The sequence below is a fragment of the Burkholderia sp. NFPP32 genome (assembly GCF_900119325.1).
Lineage (GTDB): Bacteria > Pseudomonadota > Gammaproteobacteria > Burkholderiales > Burkholderiaceae > Burkholderia > Burkholderia pyrrocinia_C.
This window is the reverse complement of sequence record NZ_FPJP01000015.1, coordinates 155,616-172,844: the sequence shown is the minus strand read 5'-3', so window position 1 is coordinate 172,844 and position 17,229 is coordinate 155,616. Positions and strand designations below refer to the sequence as shown.

The 17,229-nt window shown below is 68.6% G+C and carries 17 protein-coding genes; 10 read left to right on the top strand and 7 right to left on the bottom strand.

All coding sequences use genetic code 11. From position 1 onward, the window contains the following. Nucleotides 1-11: 11 nt before the first annotated feature. From waaF to BT264_RS25565, 3 genes are all read right to left on the bottom strand, one after another. A complete protein-coding gene (waaF, locus tag BT264_RS25575) occupies nt 12-1,049 on the bottom strand; it encodes a lipopolysaccharide heptosyltransferase II (RefSeq protein ID WP_072442744.1) in 1,038 nt (345 codons plus the stop codon). 139 nt (nt 1,050-1,188) lie between these two features. Beyond that, nucleotides 1,189-1,383 (bottom strand): zinc-finger domain-containing protein, encoded by a 195-nt coding sequence (locus BT264_RS25570; RefSeq protein WP_006749970.1) that lies wholly within the window; start codon nt 1,381-1,383, stop codon nt 1,189-1,191. A 50-nt stretch (nt 1,384-1,433) separates the two neighbouring features. Then, a complete protein-coding gene (locus BT264_RS25565) occupies nt 1,434-2,357 on the bottom strand; it encodes a branched-chain amino acid transaminase (RefSeq protein WP_072442746.1) in 924 nt (307 codons plus the stop codon). Between the two features lie 194 nt (nt 2,358-2,551). Between BT264_RS25565 and BT264_RS25560 the strand changes: the two genes are divergently transcribed. From BT264_RS25560 to BT264_RS25545, 3 genes are all read left to right on the top strand, one after another. Further along, nucleotides 2,552-3,307 (top strand): AzlC family ABC transporter permease, encoded by a 756-nt coding sequence (locus tag BT264_RS25560; protein ID WP_072442748.1) that lies wholly within the window; start codon nt 2,552-2,554, stop codon nt 3,305-3,307. Further along, nucleotides 3,304-3,627, top strand: coding sequence for an AzlD domain-containing protein (locus tag BT264_RS25555; protein ID WP_072442750.1), 324 nt, complete (start codon nt 3,304-3,306; stop codon nt 3,625-3,627). The genes BT264_RS25560 and BT264_RS25555 overlap by 4 nt, the downstream gene beginning before the upstream one ends. A gap of 280 nt (nt 3,628-3,907) precedes the next feature. Further along, entirely contained in the window at nt 3,908-5,104 is a 1,197-nt protein-coding gene (locus BT264_RS25545) for a phosphoglycerate kinase (RefSeq protein ID WP_072442751.1), read from the top strand. A gap of 157 nt (nt 5,105-5,261) precedes the next feature. Here the strand turns inward: BT264_RS25545 and BT264_RS40150 are convergent, their stop codons facing one another. Then, nucleotides 5,262-5,390, bottom strand: coding sequence for a hypothetical protein (locus BT264_RS40150; RefSeq protein ID WP_256260710.1), 129 nt, complete (start codon nt 5,388-5,390; stop codon nt 5,262-5,264). Between BT264_RS40150 and pyk the strand changes: the two genes are divergently transcribed. The 6 genes from pyk (at nt 5,389) to BT264_RS25515 (ending at nt 12,171) form a co-directional block, all read left to right on the top strand. Continuing rightward, nucleotides 5,389-6,825, top strand: a complete 1,437-nt coding sequence (gene pyk / locus BT264_RS25540) for a pyruvate kinase (RefSeq protein ID WP_072442753.1) — start codon at nt 5,389-5,391, stop codon at nt 6,823-6,825. The two genes, BT264_RS40150 and pyk, sit on opposite strands and share 2 nt — an antisense overlap. A 306-nt stretch (nt 6,826-7,131) precedes the next feature. Then, on the top strand, nt 7,132-8,196 hold the full coding sequence (fba, locus tag BT264_RS25535; protein WP_034178916.1) for a class II fructose-bisphosphate aldolase: 1,065 nt from the start codon (nt 7,132-7,134) through the stop codon (nt 8,194-8,196). Between the two features lie 229 nt (nt 8,197-8,425). Further along, a complete protein-coding gene (locus tag BT264_RS25530; protein WP_034178915.1) occupies nt 8,426-9,316 on the top strand; it encodes a phosphoribosylaminoimidazolesuccinocarboxamide synthase in 891 nt (296 codons plus the stop codon). Nucleotides 9,317-9,331: 15 nt separating this feature from the next. Then, complete coding sequence (gene purE, locus BT264_RS25525) at nt 9,332-9,853, top strand: 5-(carboxyamino)imidazole ribonucleotide mutase (RefSeq protein ID WP_006763511.1); 522 nt, start codon at nt 9,332-9,334, stop codon at nt 9,851-9,853. A gap of 81 nt (nt 9,854-9,934) precedes the next feature. Then, nucleotides 9,935-11,131 (top strand): 5-(carboxyamino)imidazole ribonucleotide synthase, encoded by a 1,197-nt coding sequence (locus BT264_RS25520; protein WP_072442755.1) that lies wholly within the window; start codon nt 9,935-9,937, stop codon nt 11,129-11,131. An 11-nt stretch (nt 11,132-11,142) separates the two neighbouring features. Beyond that, on the top strand, nt 11,143-12,171 hold the full coding sequence (locus BT264_RS25515; protein WP_072442756.1) for an L-threonylcarbamoyladenylate synthase: 1,029 nt from the start codon (nt 11,143-11,145) through the stop codon (nt 12,169-12,171). Between the two features lie 131 nt (nt 12,172-12,302). Here the strand turns inward: BT264_RS25515 and BT264_RS25510 are convergent, their stop codons facing one another. The 3 genes from BT264_RS25510 to dacB all read right to left on the bottom strand — a co-directional run bounded on the left by BT264_RS25510 (nt 12,303) and on the right by dacB (nt 16,364). Further along, complete coding sequence (locus tag BT264_RS25510) at nt 12,303-13,439, bottom strand: SGNH/GDSL hydrolase family protein (protein WP_072442758.1); 1,137 nt, start codon at nt 13,437-13,439, stop codon at nt 12,303-12,305. Nucleotides 13,440-13,533: 94 nt separating this feature from the next. Next, complete coding sequence (locus BT264_RS25505; RefSeq protein WP_072442760.1) at nt 13,534-14,448, bottom strand: sterol desaturase family protein; 915 nt, start codon at nt 14,446-14,448, stop codon at nt 13,534-13,536. Nucleotides 14,449-14,831: 383 nt separating this feature from the next. Continuing rightward, nucleotides 14,832-16,364 carry a D-alanyl-D-alanine carboxypeptidase/D-alanyl-D-alanine endopeptidase gene (gene dacB / locus BT264_RS25500; RefSeq protein ID WP_072442762.1) on the bottom strand — a complete coding sequence of 511 codons (1,533 nt, stop codon included), beginning with the start codon at nt 16,362-16,364 and terminating at the stop codon, nt 14,832-14,834. 201 nt (nt 16,365-16,565) lie between these two features. On the opposite strand from dacB, the gene BT264_RS25495 reads away from it, so the two are divergent. Further along, a complete protein-coding gene (locus BT264_RS25495) occupies nt 16,566-17,228 on the top strand; it encodes a response regulator (protein ID WP_072442764.1) in 663 nt (220 codons plus the stop codon). Nucleotide 17,229 lies beyond the last annotated feature (1 nt).

Sequence of the window (17,229 nt, the reverse complement as noted above, 5' to 3'; positions counted from 1 at the left end):
GCCGGCCAGGGTCAGCGCTGCCCGACGAGCATGCCGCGCAAATCGCCGAATACCTGCTCGGGACCGAGTTCGCGCAGGCACTTCAGGTGGCCGAGCGGGCACTCGCGTTCGAAGCAGGGACTGCATTCGAGATGCAGCCATTGTACCTTCGCCAGGTCCGACAGCGGAGGGGTGTGGCGCGGATCGGTCGATCCGTACAGCGCGACGAGCGGCCGGCGCAGCGCGGCGGCGACGTGCATCAGCCCCGAATCGTTGGTGACGACCGCGTTCGCGCGCGCGATCAGCGCGCACGCCTCCGACAGCGACGTTTGCCCGCACAGGTTGCGCACGTTCGGCGCGTGGTCGGCGATCGCCTGCGCGGCGGCGGCGTCCTTCTGCGAGCCGAGCGCGACGATCTGCGTATACGGGAACGACTGGTGCACGATCGTCGCGAGCGACGCGAAGTGCTCGGGCGGCCAGCGCTTGGCCGGGCCGTATTCGGCGCCCGGGCAGAACACGACGAGCGGCTTGCGCGTATCGAGATTGAAACGTGCGGACACGCGCGCAGTCTCGTTCAGGTCGGCGTCGAGGCGCGGCGCGGGCAGCGTCTTCATCGATTCGGGCAGCTTCGCGCCCGGCGCGTACGCGAGCGCCGCGTAGTGGGTCGTCATCGGCGGTCGCTCGCCCGACTTGTCGGGATTCGCGTGCCGCACGTTCAACAGCCCGTAGCGGTGCTCGCCCGTATAGCCGATCCGCAGCGGGATGTTCGCGAGCCACGGGATCACCGCGGACTTCAGCGAATTCGGCAGCACGTACGCCGCGTCGTAGCCGACGTCGCGCAGGTCGCTCGCGAGCTGCCAGCGGCGCAGCAGCTGCAGCTTGCCGTGCGCGAGATCGGTCGCGTAGACATCGTGGATCTCGGGCATCCGCTCGAGCACGGGCGCGACCCACGAGGGCGCGACCGCATCGATCGCGATGCGGGGATGGAGCTTCTTCAGCAGCGCAAAGAGCGGCTGCGCCATCAATGCGTCACCGATCCAGTTCGGTGCGATAACCAGCGCTCGACGCATCAGGTGGACTTCCGATGTCGTAATGAAGCACGGCGCGCGGGCGCCGCGTTCGGGTTGCCAGAATGGGGAAGGGCGGCGCGCCGGGCATCCGGCTGCGCCGCCTCGCGAGCGGCGGCCCCGCGGGCCCGTCCGCCCGGGCTCAGTGGCCCTTGACGACCTCGCCGTCGCGCAGCTTGTAGCGCGTGCCGCAGTACGGGCAGCGCGCCTCGCCGTGCGAGACGTCGATGAACACGCGCGGATGCGCGCTCCAGCGCGCCATGGCCGGGTTCGGGCAGTAGGCGGGAAGATCCTTGGCCGTCAGCTCGACCAGCGGCATTTCCTTGATTTCACTCATGGGACTTTCTCTTATCACTCTTTTGTGGGGCGGTCGGTGGCGCGGCGCGCTCAGACCTTCGTCAGCCAGTGCGCGTACTTCGCGTTCTTGCCCGACACGATATCGAAAAATGCCGACTGGAGCTTTTCCGTGACGGGGCCGCGCGCGCCGCTGCCGATCGTGCGGTTGTCGAGCTCGCGGATCGGCGTGACTTCGGCGGCCGTACCGGTGAAGAACGCTTCGTCGGCCGTGTAGACCTCGTCGCGCGTGATGCGCTTCTCGATCACCTCGATGCCGGCATCCTTCGCGAGCGTGATGACCGTGTCGCGCGTGATGCCGTCGAGGCAAGACGACAGGTCGGGCGTGTACAGCTTGCCGTTGTTCACGAGGAAGAAGTTCTCGCCGGAGCCTTCCGACACGTAGCCGTCGACGTCGAGCAGCAGCGCTTCGTCGTAGCCGTCGGCCGTCGCTTCCTGGTTCGCCAGGATCGAGTTCACGTACCAGCCCGACGCCTTCGCGCGCACCATCGACACGTTCACATGGTGGCGCGTGAACGACGACGTCTTCACGCGGATACCCTTCGCGAGGCCTTCCTCGCCGAGGTACGCGCCCCACGGCCATGCGGCGATCGCGACGTGGATCGTGTTGCCCTTCGCCGACACGCCGAGCTTTTCCGAGCCGACCCAGATGATCGGGCGCAGGTAGCACGATTCGAGCTTGTTCTCGCGCACGACTTCGAGTTGCGCGGCTTCGAGCGTTTCCCGGTCGAACGGCACGTCCATCTGGAAGATCTTCGCCGAATTCAGCAGACGTTTCGTGTGCTCGCGCAGGCGGAAGATCGCGGTGCTGCCGTCGGCCGTCTGGTACGCGCGCACGCCCTCGAAGACGCCCATGCCGTAGTGCAGCGTATGGGTCAGGACGTGGATCTTGGCGTCGCGCCAGTCGATCAGCTTGCCGTCCATCCAGATCTTGCCGTCGCGGTCGGCCATTGACATAGGATTCTCCTGGGATGCGGTTGTATGCAGCGTTGAGCCGGAAAGACGCTTATTTTAGCGTCATTTGGCGACGATCCGGTCGGCCGGCGCCGGGCCGGCGCTATAATCGTCCGGCACCGATTCCAATAACGACGGGTCGTGCCGGCAGGAGGCGCCGGCGTCCCGACGAACCGCCCGCTGCGGCCCGCTTTCCCATGCTCGCTCGATTGTCCGCCACCGACCGCTTCGCGCTGATCCAGGGCGCGCGCGACTATTCCCCGACACTGATGGCGATCCTGTCCTGGGGGCTCGTCACCGGCATCGCGATGAGCAAGTCGGTGATGACGCTCGGGCAGGCGAGCGCGATGTCGCTGCTCGTCTACGCGGGCTCGTCGCAGCTCGCGGTACTGCCGCTCCTCGCCGCGAAGCTGCCGATCTGGACCGTGCTGCTCACGGCCGCGATGGTCAACACGCGCTTCGTGATCTTCAGCGCCGGGCTTGCTCCCCATTTTTCCTACCTGCCGCTGTGGCGGCGCCTCGCGATCGGCTATTTCAACGGCGACGTGATCTACCTGCTGTTCCAGAAACAGGGTTTCGCGAACGGCCACGTGCCGGGCAAGGAAGCGTATTTCTGGGGGATGGCGCTCGCGAGCTGGGCATCGTGGCAGGTGTCGTCGCTGGCGGGCATCCTGCTGGCGAGCTTCTTTCCCGCGAGCTGGGGGCTGGAACTGGCCGGCACGCTCGCGCTGATCCCGATCATGGTGTCGGCGGTCGCGAACCGCTCGACGCTCGCGGCCGTCGCGGTCGCGGGCATCGTGTCGCTCGTCGCGTTCGACCTGCCGTACCGGCTCGCGCTGCCGCTCGCGGTGCTCGCCGCGCTCGCGGCCGGCAGCACGGCCGATTTCTTCGTCGAGCGGGCCGACTGGCGGCGCATCCGCACCGAAACCGTGCGCGAGAAGGAGGTCGAATGAGCGCGACCGAGATCTGGATCGTCATCGTCGGGATGACGATCGTCACGGCCGTCACGCGTGCGCTGTTCCTGATCGGCGGCGAGCGCACCGTGTTGCCCGAACGCGTGCAGCGCGCGCTGCGCTACGCGCCGGCCGCCGCGCTCGTCGCCGTCGTGCTGCCCGACGTGCTCGAAACGCCGGCCGGGCTGTCGTTCGCGCTGTCCAACCATCCGTTCTACGCGGCGCTCGCCGGCCTCGGCTGGTTCTTGTGGCGGCGCAGCATGCTCGGCACGATCGTCGTCGGGATGCTCGTATTCACCGCGCTGCGCGTGATTTTCTGATGGCCCGCCGTTCCGGCCCGCCGGGCGTCGGCCACTCGCGCGCGTGAATTGCTGCGCTGCGGCAATGGAGCCGTTGCCGCGCGCGATCCCAAATAGGCGGAATTCGCCGCCGCACGGGTCAGTCTGCCGGGTGGATCGGCTAGAATGCCCGTTCGAGATTTCTTACCCGTGCGCGTCATGCGAACCGCCAGCCACGGCCGCATCCGGCGCCCTTTCGCGGCAGCCCGCGCACGTCCAGCGTGAACCCCCTTTCCCCATCCACTACTTCAATCTGTTCAACATGAGCCAAGTCAAGCGTCTTACCGACCTGATCGCCGCCGGCCAGCTCGCCGGCAAGCGGGTGTTCATCCGCGCCGACCTGAACGTCCCGCAGGACGATCACGGCAACATCACCGAGGACACGCGCGTGCGCGCGTCCGTGCCGGCCATCCAGGCCGCGCTCGACGCCGGCGCGGCCGTGATGGTCACGTCGCACCTCGGCCGTCCGACCGAAGGCGAATTCAAGCCGGAAGACTCGCTCGCGCCGGTCGCGAAGCGCCTCGCCGAGCTGCTCGGCCGCGACGTGCCGCTCGTGTCGAACTGGGTCGAGAACGGCGTGAACGTCGCGCCGGGCCAGGTCGTGCTGCTCGAGAACTGCCGCGTGAACAAGGGCGAGAAGAAGAATTCGGACGAGCTCGCGCAAAAGATGGCGAAGCTCTGCGACGTGTACGTGAACGACGCGTTCGGCACCGCGCACCGCGCGGAAGCGACCACGCACGGGATCGCGAAGTACGCGCCGGTCGCGTGCGCGGGCCCGCTGCTGGCCGCCGAACTCGACGCGCTCGGCAAGGCGCTCGGCAACCCGGCCCGCCCGCTGGTGGCGATCGTCGCCGGCTCGAAGGTATCGACCAAGCTGACGATCCTGAAGTCGCTGGCCGGCAAGGTCGATCAGCTGATCGTCGGCGGCGGCATCGCGAACACGTTCATGCTCGCGGCCGGTCTGCCGATCGGCAAGTCGCTCGCGGAAGCCGACCTCGTCAACGAGGCGAAGGCGATCATCGATGAAGCGCGCGAGCGCGGCGCATCGGTGCCGATCCCGACCGACGTCGTGACGGCCAAGGAATTCTCGCCGACGGCCGCGGCCACGGTGAAGCAGGTCGCCGACATCGAAGCGGACGACATGATCCTCGACATCGGCCCCGATACGGCCAAGGCGCTCGCGAGCCAGCTCGAGAAGGCCGGCACGATCGTGTGGAACGGCCCGGTCGGCGTGTTCGAGTTCGACCAGTTCGGCAACGGCACCAAGACGCTCGCCGAAGCGATCGCCAAATCGTCCGCGTTCTCGATCGCGGGCGGCGGCGACACGCTCGCGGCCATCGCGAAGTACGGCATCCACGACCAGGTCAGCTACATCTCGACGGGCGGCGGCGCCTTCCTCGAGTTCCTCGAGGGGAAGAAGCTGCCGGCGGTGGAAGTGCTCGAAACGCGGGCGGCCTGAGCGTGGCGGCGCGCGCAGGGGTGACGAAGGCCGCGCGCTCCGCGAAAGCGGAGCAGCCGGCCGGCGCGGGCAAGCGCAAACGCGCGCCCGCGCGGGCGAACACCGCCCCGCGCGCACCGGCGGCCGCTGGCGACGCGGCCATGCAGCACCACGAGATTCAGAACAAAGCGATGCCGGGCGCAAGCACCGGCACGCCCTCCGGAACGGTCGCCGCTGGGCCCGCCGTGTCCGGCTCTCGCAGCGTTTCACCCAGCGCATCCACCTTGATCCAGATGAGGAGTTTCATGCAGCGCGCCACCAAGATAGTCGCCACGATCGGCCCGGCTTCCAGTTCGCCGGAGATTCTGCTGCAGATGATGCAGGCGGGCCTCGACGTCGTGCGGCTCAATTTTTCGCACGGCACGGCCGACGATCACCGCCAGCGCGCCGAGATGGTGCGCGAGGCCGCCCGCAAGGTTGGCCGCGAGATTGCGATCATGGCCGACCTCCAGGGCCCGAAGATCCGCGTCGGCAAGTTCGAGAACGGCAAGACGACGCTCTCGCCCGGCCAGCCGTTCATCCTCGACGCGGCCTGCGAGCTCGGCAACGACGAGCGGGTCGGCCTCGACTACAAGGAACTGCCGCGCGACCTGAAGCCGGGCGACCTGCTGCTGCTGAACGACGGCCTGATCGTGCTGACCGTCGAGCGCGTGCTCGGCGACGAGATCCACACGATCGTCAAGGTGGGCGGCGAGCTGTCGAACAACAAGGGGATCAACCGCCAGGGCGGCGGGCTGTCGGCACCCGCGCTGACCGCGAAGGACATGGAAGACATCCGCACCGCGATGTCGCTCGGCGCGGACCTGGTGGCGGTGTCGTTCCCGAAGAACGCGACCGACATGGAAATGGCGCGCCAGCTCGCGAACATCGCGGGCGCGCCGTACGGCATCAAGCCGAAGATGATCGCGAAGATCGAGCGCGCGGAGGCGATTCCGGCGCTGCAGAGCATCCTCGACGCGTCCGACGGCATCATGGTCGCGCGCGGCGACCTCGCGGTGGAAGTGGGCAACGCGGCCGTTCCGGCGCTGCAGAAGCGGATGATCCGGATGGCGCGCGAGTCGAACAAGCTCGTGATCACCGCGACGCAGATGATGGAATCGATGATCTACGCGCCGGTGCCGACCCGCGCGGAAGTGTCGGACGTCGCGAACGCGGTGCTCGACGGCACCGACGCGGTGATGCTGTCGGCCGAGACGGCCGCCGGCAAGTACCCGGTCGTCACGATCGAGACGATGGCGGCCGTGTGCGTCGAGGCGGAAAAGTCGGAACACGTCGAGCTGGACAAGGATTTCCTCGACCGCACGTTCACGCGGATCGACCAGTCGATCGCGATGGGCGCGCTGTTCACCGCATACCACCTGGGCGCGAAGGCGATCATCGCGCTGACCGAATCGGGCGCGACCGCGCTGTGGATGTCGCGTCACTACACGCACGTGCCGATCTTCGCGCTGACGCCGCGCGTCGGCAGCGAGCGCACGATGGCGCTGTACCGCAACGTCACGCCGCTGCACGTCGACTTCAACAGCGACCGCGACTCGGCGCTGCAGGCGGCGCTCGAGCTCGTCGTCAAGCAGGGCTACATACAGCATGGCGACATGGTCGTGCTGACCGTCGGCGAACCGATGGGGCAGGCGGGCGGCACCAACACGCTGAAGATCGTGCGCGTCGGCGAGCACTATTGAGTCGGGCGTTCGCCGGGCACCTTGCCGGCGACCCGGGTCGATCGAATTCGATCCGGCACCGTTTTTCGCGCGAAAGCCGCGCGGGGTCCGAAGCCCCGCGCGGCTTTTTTTCTCTTTTTTGCCCGCATTGTGCCGTGCGAACGTAACAAATTGCGAGCGGGTGCCACCGGGCGGTCGGAATCGGAGGCGCTTCGCGATAAAATGCGGCTATTCGACGCTCAGCCGCGCCGCGCCGCCCCGGTTTGAACGAGGGCGGGTGCCGCGCCGGCGTCAGGGCGCACCGGTTTTCATTCAAGGAGTTCCACAATGCCTCTCGTATCAATGCGTCAATTGCTGGATCACGCGGCAGAGCACGGTTACGGCCTGCCGGCCTTCAACGTGAACAACCTGGAGCAGGTCCAGGCGATCATGGCGGCAGCGGATCAGGTCGGCGCGCCCGTGATCATGCAGGCATCGGCCGGCGCGCGTAAGTACGCGGGCGAGCCGTTCCTGCGCCACCTGATCGAAGCGGCGGTCGAGTCGTATCCGCACATCCCGGTCGTGATGCACCAGGATCACGGCCAGTCGCCGGCGGTTTGCATGGGCGCGATCCGCAGCGGCTTCACGAGCGTGATGATGGACGGTTCGCTCGAAGCCGACGGCAAGACGGTCGCGTCGTACGAGTACAACGTCGACGTGTCGCGCAAGGTCGTCGAGATGGCGCACTCGATCGGCGTGACGGTCGAAGCCGAACTCGGCGTGCTCGGCTCGCTCGAGACGATGAAGGGCGACAAGGAAGACGGCCACGGCGCGGAAGGCACGATGACCCGCGAGCAGCTGCTGACCGATCCGGAGCAGGCGGCCGATTTCGTGAAGCTCACGCAGTGCGATGCGCTCGCGATCGCGATCGGCACGTCGCACGGCGCGTACAAGTTCTCGAAGAAGCCGACGGGCGACATCCTGTCGATCCAGCGCATCAAGGAAATCCACGCGCGCATCCCGAACACGCACCTCGTGATGCACGGTTCGTCGTCGGTGCCGCAGGAGCTGCTGGAAGAAATCCGCCAGTTCGGCGGCGACATGAAGGAAACCTACGGCGTGCCGGTCGAGGAAATCCAGGAAGGCATCAAGCACGGCGTGCGCAAGATCAACATCGACACCGACCTGCGTCTCGCGATCACCGGCGCGATCCGTCGCTACCTGTTCGAGAACCCGGGCAAGTTCGATCCGCGCGACTACCTGAAGCCCGCGCGCGAAGCGGCGAAGCAGGTTTGTGTCGACCGCTACCTCGCGTTCGGCTGCGAAGGCCAGGCCGCGAAGATCAAGCCGGTGTCGCTCGACAAGATCGCCGAGCAGTACAAGTCCGGCGCGCTCGCGCAGGTCGTGCGCTGAGACTGTAGTACGATTGCCCCGCCCGATTCTTCTGCAAGGCAGGGGCGGGCAGCCAGGCCGGATGTGATCCGGCCCCAGGCAGCCGTTCCGTCCGGCCGAACGAGGGCCGGCCGGCAACCGCCCGGGCACCGCCCGGCCGGTTCGCCGACGTATTGCAAGACCGCCGTTCCCGCCTGCCGCGGGGAACGGCGTTTCCCTTTTTGTTTGGCTCCTTATCTGCGAAAAGACGATGTCTACCCTTTACGAATCCACGCTCCGCTCGCTGCCGCTCCTCGGTCGCGGCAAGGTCCGCGATAACTACGCGGTCGGCAACGACAAGCTCCTGATCGTCACGACCGACCGCCTGTCGGCATTCGACGTGGTGATGGGCGAGCCGATTCCGAACAAGGGCCGCGTGCTGAATCAGATGGCGAACTTCTGGTTCGACAAGCTCGCGCACATCGTGCCGAACCACCTGACGGGCGACGCGCCGGAAGCGGTCGTCGCGGCCGACGAGGTCGAGCAGGTGACGGGCCGCGGCGTGGTCGTCAAGCGCCTCGAGCCGATCATGATCGAAGCGGTCGTGCGCGGCTACCTGGCCGGCAGCGGCTGGAAGGAATACCAGGCGTCGGGCGCCGTGTGCGGCGTGCAGCTGCCGGAAGGCCTGCAGAACGCGCAGAAGCTGCCCGAGCCGATCTTCACGCCGGCCGCGAAGGCCGAGATGGGCGAGCACGACGAGAACATCACGTTCGAGGAAACCGAGCGCCGCATCGGCACCGAGCTGGCCGCGACGATCCGCGACATCTCGATCCGCCTGTACAAGGAAGCGGCCGACTACGCGGCGACGCGCGGCATCATCATCGCCGATACGAAGTTCGAATTCGGCCTCGACAACCACGGCAAGCTGTACCTGATGGACGAAGTGCTGACGGCCGATTCGTCGCGCTTCTGGCCGGCCGACCAGTACCAGGTCGGCACGAACCCGCCGTCGTTCGACAAGCAGTTCGTGCGCGACTGGCTCGAGGCGCAGCCGTGGGGCAAGACGGCGCCGGCGCCGGCGCTGCCGGCCGACGTCGTCGAAAAGACGGCCGCGAAGTACCAGGAAGCGCTCGAGCGCATCACCGGACAGTCGCTCGCCTGAGCAAGGAAACGACAAATGAGCGAAGTCCAAACCGCCCACACGCACAGCGCGCCGCTCGTCGGCGTGCTGATGGGTTCGAGTTCCGACTGGGACGTGATGAAGCACGCGGTAGCGATCCTGCAGGAATTCGGCGTACCGTACGAAGCGAAGGTCGTATCCGCGCACCGGATGCCCGACGAGATGTTCGACTATGCGGAGAAGGCGCGCGAGCGCGGGCTGCGCGCGATCATCGCGGGCGCCGGCGGCGCCGCGCACCTGCCCGGCATGCTGGCCGCGAAAACCACGGTGCCGGTGCTCGGCGTGCCGGTCGCGAGCAAGTACCTGAAGGGTGTCGATTCGCTGCACTCGATCGTGCAGATGCCGAAGGGCGTGCCCGTCGCGACGTTCGCGATCGGCGAGGCCGGTGCCGCGAATGCCGCGCTGTTCGCGGTGTCGATCCTGTCCGGCACGTCGGCCGATTACGCGAACCGGCTCGCCGCGTTCCGTGTGCGCCAGAACGAAGCCGCGCACGCGATGGTGCTGCCGCCGCTGGAATGACGGCGCACCGGCGGCCGCGCGTCGCGGCTGCCTGACTCTTCCCACTGCGGCGGGCAGCGCCCGCCGCGACCGACCACTGACATGACCGCAACTCCTGATTCCGTTTCCCCGATCCTGCCCGGCGCGTGGCTGGGCATGGTCGGCGGTGGCCAGCTCGGCCGCATGTTCTGCTTTGCCGCCCAGTCGATGGGCTATCGCGTCGCCGTGCTCGATCCCGATCCGACGAGCCCTGCCGGCGCGGTCGCCGACCGCCACCTGCGCGCGGCCTACGACGACGAAGCCGCGCTCGCCGAATTGGCCGAACTGTGCGACGCGGTGTCGACGGAGTTCGAGAACGTGCCGGCCGCGAGCCTCGACTTCCTCGCGCGCACGACGTTCGTCGCGCCGGCCGGCCGCTGCGTCGCGGTCGCGCAGGACCGGATCGCGGAGAAGCGCTTCATCGAGGCGTCGGGCGTACCCGTTGCGCCGCACGTCGTGATCGAATCGTCGGCGGCGCTCGTCGCGCTCGACGATGCCGCGCTCGACGCGGTGCTGCCGGGCATCCTGAAGACGGCACGCCTCGGCTACGACGGCAAGGGCCAGGTGCGCGTGCGCACCGCGCAGGAAGCGCGCGACGCGCATGCGGCGCTCGGCGGCGTGCCGTGCGTGCTAGAGAAGCGCCTGCCGCTGAAATACGAAGTGTCGGCGCTGATCGCGCGCGGCGCGGACGGCCGCTCGGCCGCGTTCCCGCTCGCGCAGAACACGCACCACAACGGCATCCTCGCGCTGACGGTGGTGCCCGCGCCGGCCGCCGATGCCGCGCGTGTCGAAGAGGCGCAGCAGGCGGCCGTGCGGATCGCCGATACGCTCGGCTACGTCGGCGTGCTGTGCGTCGAATTCTTCGTGCTGGAAGACGGCTCGTTCGTCGCGAACGAGATGGCGCCGCGCCCGCACAACTCCGGTCACTACACGGTCGATGCGTGCGCAACGAGCCAGTTCGAGCAGCAGGTGCGCGCGATGACGCGCATGCCGCTCGGCAACCCGCGCCAGCATTCGCCGGCCGCGATGCTGAACATCCTCGGCGACGTGTGGTTCCCGAACGGTGCGGCGGCCGATGCCGTCACGCCGCCGTGGGACACGGTCGCGGCGATGCCGGCTGCGCACCTGCACCTGTACGGCAAGGAAGACGCGCGCGTCGGTCGCAAGATGGGGCACGTGAACTTCACGGCCCCGACGCGCGACGAAGCCGTCGCCGCGGCCACTGCGTGCGCACAGTTGCTGCGCGTGCCGCTCGACTGAGGCGCCAGCCGATGTCCATCGATCTCCCGAACTCCGTGACGCCCGCGCAGATCGACGCGGCCGCTGCGCTGCTCGACGCGGGGCAACTCGTCGCGTTCCCGACCGAAACCGTCTACGGGCTCGGCGGCGACGCGGCGAATCCCGAGGCCGTCGCGCGCATCTACGCGGCGAAAGGGCGGCCGGCGAACCATCCGGTGATCGTGCACCTGCCGCCGGGCGGCGATCCGGGCTACTGGGTCGAAGACCTGCCCGACGATGCGCGGAAGCTGATCGATGCGTTCTGGCCCGGCCCGCTGACGCTGATCCTGAAGCGCCATGCGCGCATTCCGGACGCCGTGAGCGGCGGCCAGGATTCGGTCGGGCTGCGCTGCCCGTCGCATCCGGTCGCGCAGGCGCTGCTGGCCGCGTTCAGCACGCGGCGCGGCGGGCACGGCGGCGTTGCCGCGCCGTCCGCGAACCGGTTCGGCCATGTGAGCCCGACGACCGCGCAGCACGTGCGCGATGAATTCGGCGACACCGTGCACGTGCTCGATGGCGGCCCGTCCGAAGTCGGCATCGAATCGACGATCCTCGATCTGTCGCGCGGCTTCCCGGCGCTGCTGCGCCCGGGCCACGTGACGCCGCAGCAGATCGCCGACGTGCTCGGCCGCGCGCCGCGGCTGCCGGACGGCAGCGACGCGACCGCGCCGCGTGCGTCCGGCACGCTGAAGGCGCATTACGCGCCGCGCACGCCGCTCGCGCTGCTGCCGTTCGATGCGCTCGAGCCGCTGCTCGCGGCCGCGCAAACCGACGGCGAGCGGGTCGCGCTCGTCGCTCGCGCGTCGCGCGCGGGACGCTGGGCGCAGGCCGACGGCGTGCATTTCATCGCCGCTCCGGAAGATCCGCAGGCCTACGCGCGCGACCTGTACGGGATGCTGCGTGCGCTCGACCGGGCGCAGGTCGCGCGCATTCTCGTCGAGAAGCTGCCCGAGACCGTCGAATGGATTGCCGTCAACGATCGTCTTGGTCGTGCGGCGGCTGCGTTCGAAGCGCGCGACTGACGACTCGGGCAAGCCACGGCCCGCGAATGAAAAACGCCCGACCGGCGAACCGGTCGGGCGTTTTTTTTCGGGGAGAGCGCGCCGGCCGCGCGACGCGCGTGCCGGCCGGCGTCGGTCCGTTTGTGTGCCGCTTACTTGCCGACGCCCGAAGCCGCGATCTGCTTCTCCACGAACTGTGCGAACAGCGCGTGCAGGCGCGTCGTCGGGTGGACCATATCGGCGAACATGTAGGTCTGGTCCGCGTTCGGGACCGTGTAGGTTTGCGGCGAGCAGAACAGCGACGAGCCGAATGCGGTTGCGTTCGCGACGCCATATTGCGTTGCGGCCTGGACCATCGCCTTCAGGTTGCAGCCGGTGTCGGTGTTCGACACGCTGAAGCCGTTCGCCTGGTAGTTGGCCGCGATGCCGTCCTGCCATGTGAACGTGTCGAGCAGCGCGACCTTCGTCGTGTCGACCTTCAGCGCGGCCAGCGTGCCGGCGAGCGTCTTGTTGAACAGCCCCGACAGTTGCGTGAACGCGGCCTGCGTGCCGCCCTGCAGCGCGAGCGGCGTGCTGCCGATGTCCGGCACGTTCGACACGAACACGTGCGTCGCGCCTGCCGCGACGATCTGCTGGACGATCCCGCCGAGCTGCTGCGCGGCCAGGCCGATCGCCTGCGCCGCCGCGAGTTGCGCGGCCGGCGTGTTGCCTTGCGCCTGCGCGACCTGCGCCTGGTAGAAGATGTCGTTCGCGCCGCCGTTGACCAGCACGATCTGGCCTGCGTTGAAGCTGCCGTGCTGCGTCAGGTACTGCTTGACCTGGTCGGCGATCGGCGTCGTGGTCGCTTGCGCGAAGTCGGCGTTCGGCACGCTCGCGTCGGCATGGCCGATGCCCGGCTGCAGCGTCACGCGCGAGCCGCCCTGCGCGTAGCCGAGGCCGCCGGTGGCCTGCAGCGGAATGCCGAAGCCGCCCTGGTTCGCGGGCTGCAGCGTGTCGCCGTAGTACTGCGCGACGTCCTGCGCCCACACCTGGCCCGGGTTGGTCGTGAAGCGGCCGCCGCCGAAGCCGAGCTTGATCTGCGAATAGGTGCCGGCGTCGGACAGGCTGTCGCCGAACGACACGATCTGCATCTTCACGCCGGAAGGCGGCGTATTCGACGCGCTGCTGTTGTTGTCGTCACCGCCGCCGCACGCGGCGAGCAGCGCGAGCGCGGCGCCCGCGATCGCGACCTGGGCGGTGCGCAGCAGGCGTTGCCGGATATGCGACGGGAATTGTTGTTGTGACTGCATCGTTCGATCTCCTCGTAGATATGGCCTGATGTGTTTCTCATCTGCCGCGTGCCTGCTCGGAACCGGGCTGCGCGGCGGCCGTTGGCTGAAACGGTTATTGGTCACGCGCGGCCGCAAGCGGCACGGTGCGCGGATCCTGGTTGGCGGCCTCGACGATCTGCGCATGATAAGCGCTCGCCCACTCGGGCGGGCCGAAAATCGCGCGCAGCTTGTTGCGCCATCCATCGACGCGCAACGCGTCGGCCGCCATCGACACCCACTCGTGGAACGTCGCGACGAGCGGGTTGTTCGAGCCGAGCCGCTCGACAATCCCGTACTGCGGCGGGTCGTCCGGTGTTTCCTCGACATAGCTGCCGAACAGGCGATCCCAGATCACCAGGACGCCTGCGTAATTGCGGTCGATGTAGCGCGGGTTGCGCGCGTGGTGCGCGCGGTGGATCGACGGCGTGTTGAGCACGTACTCGAGCCAGCCGAGCTTGCCGATCGCCTGCGTGTGCACGAAGAACTGGAACGCGAGGTTGATCAGCACGATGCCGACGACCTGTTGCGGCGGAAAGCCGGCGAACGCGAGCGGCAGCCAGAACACCCACATGCCCGCGACGGGGTACATCAGGCTCTGGCGGAACGCGGTCGAGAAATTCATCCGCTCGGACGAGTGGTGCACGACGTGCGCGGCCCACAGCCAGCGCACGCGATGGCTCGCGCGATGGAACACGTAGTAGAGGAAGTCCTGCGCGACGAACAGCACCGCGAACGACAGCCAGCCGTCGTGCCACGTGAACAGGCGATAGTGCCGGTAGCAGTACGCATAGACGGGGATCACGAAGAGCCACGCGATCTTGTCCGCGCCCTGGTGCATCAGCGCGAGCGCAGCATTGCACAGCGTGTCGCGCCACGCATAGACATGGTCCTGCGCACGTGTGCGGGCGAGGTGCCAGGCTTCCCATGCGATGCAGAGCAGGAAGACGGGCGCCAGCGCGAGCAGAAGCAATTCGACGTCGAATCGCATGGGCGTGTCTCCTCCTTTCCCCTGCAAGCCGTGAGGCCGGGCGCGTGGCCCGTTGTAGATATCGGTCAGGCCAACAGCCTACGCAATCGCCACGCGCTAGGCGAGGGGGCAGCGTAGAGGGTTCCCTCTGAGGACAGGGTTTCTACGGAAACCGTGCGGCGCGAGGCCGGGCGGTGCGGCCCCGTTTTACGCGCACGGCTGGCGTGCGATGCGTCGCGCGCCGGTGGCGGTGCCCGTTTCAAACCGCGAACGGCGGGACTCCGTATGCGAGGCGGCGGCGGGCCGCACGGGCTGCCCGCCAGGGCTGCCCGATGCGCGGTGCCGCCTCGGGGCCGTCGTACGACCGAGGGGCGGGGATGCGCCGCGTCGCGGCGCGCGAGCCGTCAGTGCGCGCCCGCGTAGATCCATTCGAGCAGCGTGTCGTGCGCGGCGCGCGCGCCTTCCGCCTGGTCGTTGTTGATGAAGCTGACGACGACGTAGCTCTGGCCGTCGGCGCCGGCGACGTAGCCGGCGATCGCGCGCACGTCGCGCAGCGTGCCGGTCTTGATGTGCGCGTTGCCGAGCACGCCGGCGTTGGTGAGGCGGTTCTTCATCGTGCCGTCGATGCCGGCGATCGGCAGCGAATCGACGAACGCCTGTGCGACCGGGCTCGCGTTCGCTGCCTGCAGCAGCGCGGCGAGCGACAGCGCGCTCACGTGCTCTTCGCGCGACAGCCCCGAGCCGTTTTCGAGCGCGAGGTCCGGCATCGCAATGCCGTTCTTCTGCAGGAACGCCTGGATCGCGCGGCTCGACTGCTCGGGCGTCGCGGGCGGCCTGCCGCTGACCGCGCCGATCGTCAGGAACAGGTTGCGCGCCATCACGTTGTTGCTGAACTTGTTGATGTCGTAGACGATGCTGCCGAGCACCGGGCTGTGATGCACGGCGACGGGCCGCGCGGTGGTCGGCACCTTGCCTTCGCTCACGGGCCCCGCGATCGTGCCGCCGTCCTGCCGCCACAGCGCGAGGAAGCCGCGCGCGAAGAACGTCGTGTGATCGAGGATCGCGAGGTTGGTGGTGCGCGCGCCGCAGCGCAGCGGATAGTCGCCGGCGAACGACGCCGTCATCATCCCGGCGCCGGCCGTCAGCGTCGGGCGCGCGGCCGCGGCGGCCGCGCTGCACGAGCCCGTGCCTTCGACCAGCTGGTTGTCGATCGACAGGTCCGCGAGCGGCGGCAGCACGTCGACGGCCACCTTGCCGTCGTCGCCCGGCGTGACCGTGAACGACACGGCCTTGAACGCATACAGCAGCGGATCGGGGCCGACGTTGTACGGCGCGCTCACGTCGTCGTCGAACGACGGCAGGTCGCGCGTCGATGCCGCGAAATAGCTCTTGTCGAGCACGAGGCCGCCGGCCACGCGCTTGATGCCGGCCTTGCGGATCTTGTCGACGAGGTCGATCAGCTCTTCGGGCACGAGCTTCGGATCGCCGGTGCCCTTGATGTACAGGTTGCCCTGCAGCGTGCCGTCGGGGTCGACCGTGCCGTCCGTGTAGGCGGTCGTGCGCCAGCGGAAGTCGGGGCCGAGGATCGACAGGCCCGAGAAGGTCGTGACGAGCTTCATCGTCGACGCCGGCAGCATCGGCCGGCTCGCGTTCCACGCGATCAGCGGTTCCGGGTCGCCGACGCGCTCGACGACGACGCTCATCGCCGACGCCGGCACCTTCGCGCGCTGCAGCGCGACGAGCACGGATGCCGGCAGGCCGGCCGCACGCGCGGCGGGCGACACGACGGCGGTCTTGCGCGCTTCCTTGTGGAATTTCTTGCGGGCTTGCGCGGGCGGCGCGAAGGCCAGCGCGGCGCAGGTGGCGATGACGGCGGCTGCGCGCAGGCAGACTTGAGCGCGGGGGGCGAACCGGGCGGAAAGGGCGGAAATCGGCATGGACGAATACGGGTAAGCAGGGGCTCGGGCGGCGCGTGCGTCGCGCGCAAGCGCACATTGTAGAGACAAGTGGGCAAATGCCCGCCGAAATCGCGTGTGGTGCCGCATTGAGGCATCACTTTGCGGCGGGCATGCCGCGCACGCGATTCGCGGCGCTACAATGATCGGCGTGTTTCACCCGACCCATGGATGCCTGTCCCGATGCGGATTCTGCTTGTCGAAGACGACCGAATGATTGCCGAGGGCGTGCGCAAGGCGCTGCGCTCGGACGGCTTTGCGGTCGACTGGGTGCAGGACGGCGACGCGGCGCTCACGGCGCTCGGCGGCGAGACGTACGACCTGCTGCTGCTCGACCTCGGCCTGCCCAAGCGCGACGGCATCAACGTGCTGCGCACGCTGCGCGCGCGCGGGCTGTCGCTGCCGGTGCTGATCGTCACCGCGCGCGACGCCATCGCCGATCGCGTGAAGGGGCTCGACGCGGGCGCCGACGATTACCTCGTCAAGCCGTTCGACCTCGACGAACTCGGCGCGCGGATGCGCGCGCTGATCCGCCGCCAGGCCGGGCGCAGCGAGTCGCTGATCCGCCACGGCGCGCTGACGCTCGATCCCGCTTCGCACCAGGTGACGCTCGACGGCGCGCCCGTCGCGCTGTCCGCGCGCGAGTTCGCGCTGCTCGAGGCGCTGCTCGCGCGGCCCGGCGCGGTGCTGTCGAAGAGCCAGCTCGAGGAAAAGATGTACGGCTGGGGCGAGGAGATCGGCAGCAACACGGTCGAGGTCTACATCCACGCACTGCGCAAGAAGCTCGGCTCGGACCTGATCCGCAACGTGCGCGGGCTCGGCTACATGGTCGTCAAGGAAAGCTGAC

What these genes read in the sequence shown, in the direction of transcription:
- waaF (WP_072442744.1), bottom strand. Translation starts at nt 1,049, where the DNA reads ATGCGTCGAGCGCTGGTTATCGCACCGAACTGGATCGGTGACGCATTG.
- BT264_RS25570 (WP_006749970.1), bottom strand. Translation starts at nt 1,383, where the DNA reads ATGAGTGAAATCAAGGAAATGCCGCTGGTCGAGCTGACGGCCAAGGAT.
- BT264_RS25565 (WP_072442746.1), bottom strand. Translation starts at nt 2,357, where the DNA reads ATGTCAATGGCCGACCGCGACGGCAAGATCTGGATGGACGGCAAGCTG.
- BT264_RS25560 (WP_072442748.1), top strand. Translation starts at nt 2,552, where the DNA reads ATGCTCGCTCGATTGTCCGCCACCGACCGCTTCGCGCTGATCCAGGGC.
- BT264_RS25555 (WP_072442750.1), top strand. Translation starts at nt 3,304, where the DNA reads ATGAGCGCGACCGAGATCTGGATCGTCATCGTCGGGATGACGATCGTC.
- BT264_RS25545 (WP_072442751.1), top strand. Translation starts at nt 3,908, where the DNA reads ATGAGCCAAGTCAAGCGTCTTACCGACCTGATCGCCGCCGGCCAGCTC.
- pyk (WP_072442753.1), top strand. Translation starts at nt 5,389, where the DNA reads ATGCAGCGCGCCACCAAGATAGTCGCCACGATCGGCCCGGCTTCCAGT.
- BT264_RS40150 (WP_256260710.1), bottom strand. Translation starts at nt 5,390, where the DNA reads ATGAAACTCCTCATCTGGATCAAGGTGGATGCGCTGGGTGAAACGCTG.
- fba (WP_034178916.1), top strand. Translation starts at nt 7,132, where the DNA reads ATGCCTCTCGTATCAATGCGTCAATTGCTGGATCACGCGGCAGAGCAC.
- BT264_RS25530 (WP_034178915.1), top strand. Translation starts at nt 8,426, where the DNA reads ATGTCTACCCTTTACGAATCCACGCTCCGCTCGCTGCCGCTCCTCGGT.
- purE (WP_006763511.1), top strand. Translation starts at nt 9,332, where the DNA reads ATGAGCGAAGTCCAAACCGCCCACACGCACAGCGCGCCGCTCGTCGGC.
- BT264_RS25520 (WP_072442755.1), top strand. Translation starts at nt 9,935, where the DNA reads ATGACCGCAACTCCTGATTCCGTTTCCCCGATCCTGCCCGGCGCGTGG.
- BT264_RS25515 (WP_072442756.1), top strand. Translation starts at nt 11,143, where the DNA reads ATGTCCATCGATCTCCCGAACTCCGTGACGCCCGCGCAGATCGACGCG.
- BT264_RS25510 (WP_072442758.1), bottom strand. Translation starts at nt 13,439, where the DNA reads ATGCAGTCACAACAACAATTCCCGTCGCATATCCGGCAACGCCTGCTG.
- BT264_RS25505 (WP_072442760.1), bottom strand. Translation starts at nt 14,448, where the DNA reads ATGCGATTCGACGTCGAATTGCTTCTGCTCGCGCTGGCGCCCGTCTTC.
- dacB (WP_072442762.1), bottom strand. Translation starts at nt 16,364, where the DNA reads ATGCCGATTTCCGCCCTTTCCGCCCGGTTCGCCCCCCGCGCTCAAGTC.
- BT264_RS25495 (WP_072442764.1), top strand. Translation starts at nt 16,566, where the DNA reads ATGCGGATTCTGCTTGTCGAAGACGACCGAATGATTGCCGAGGGCGTG.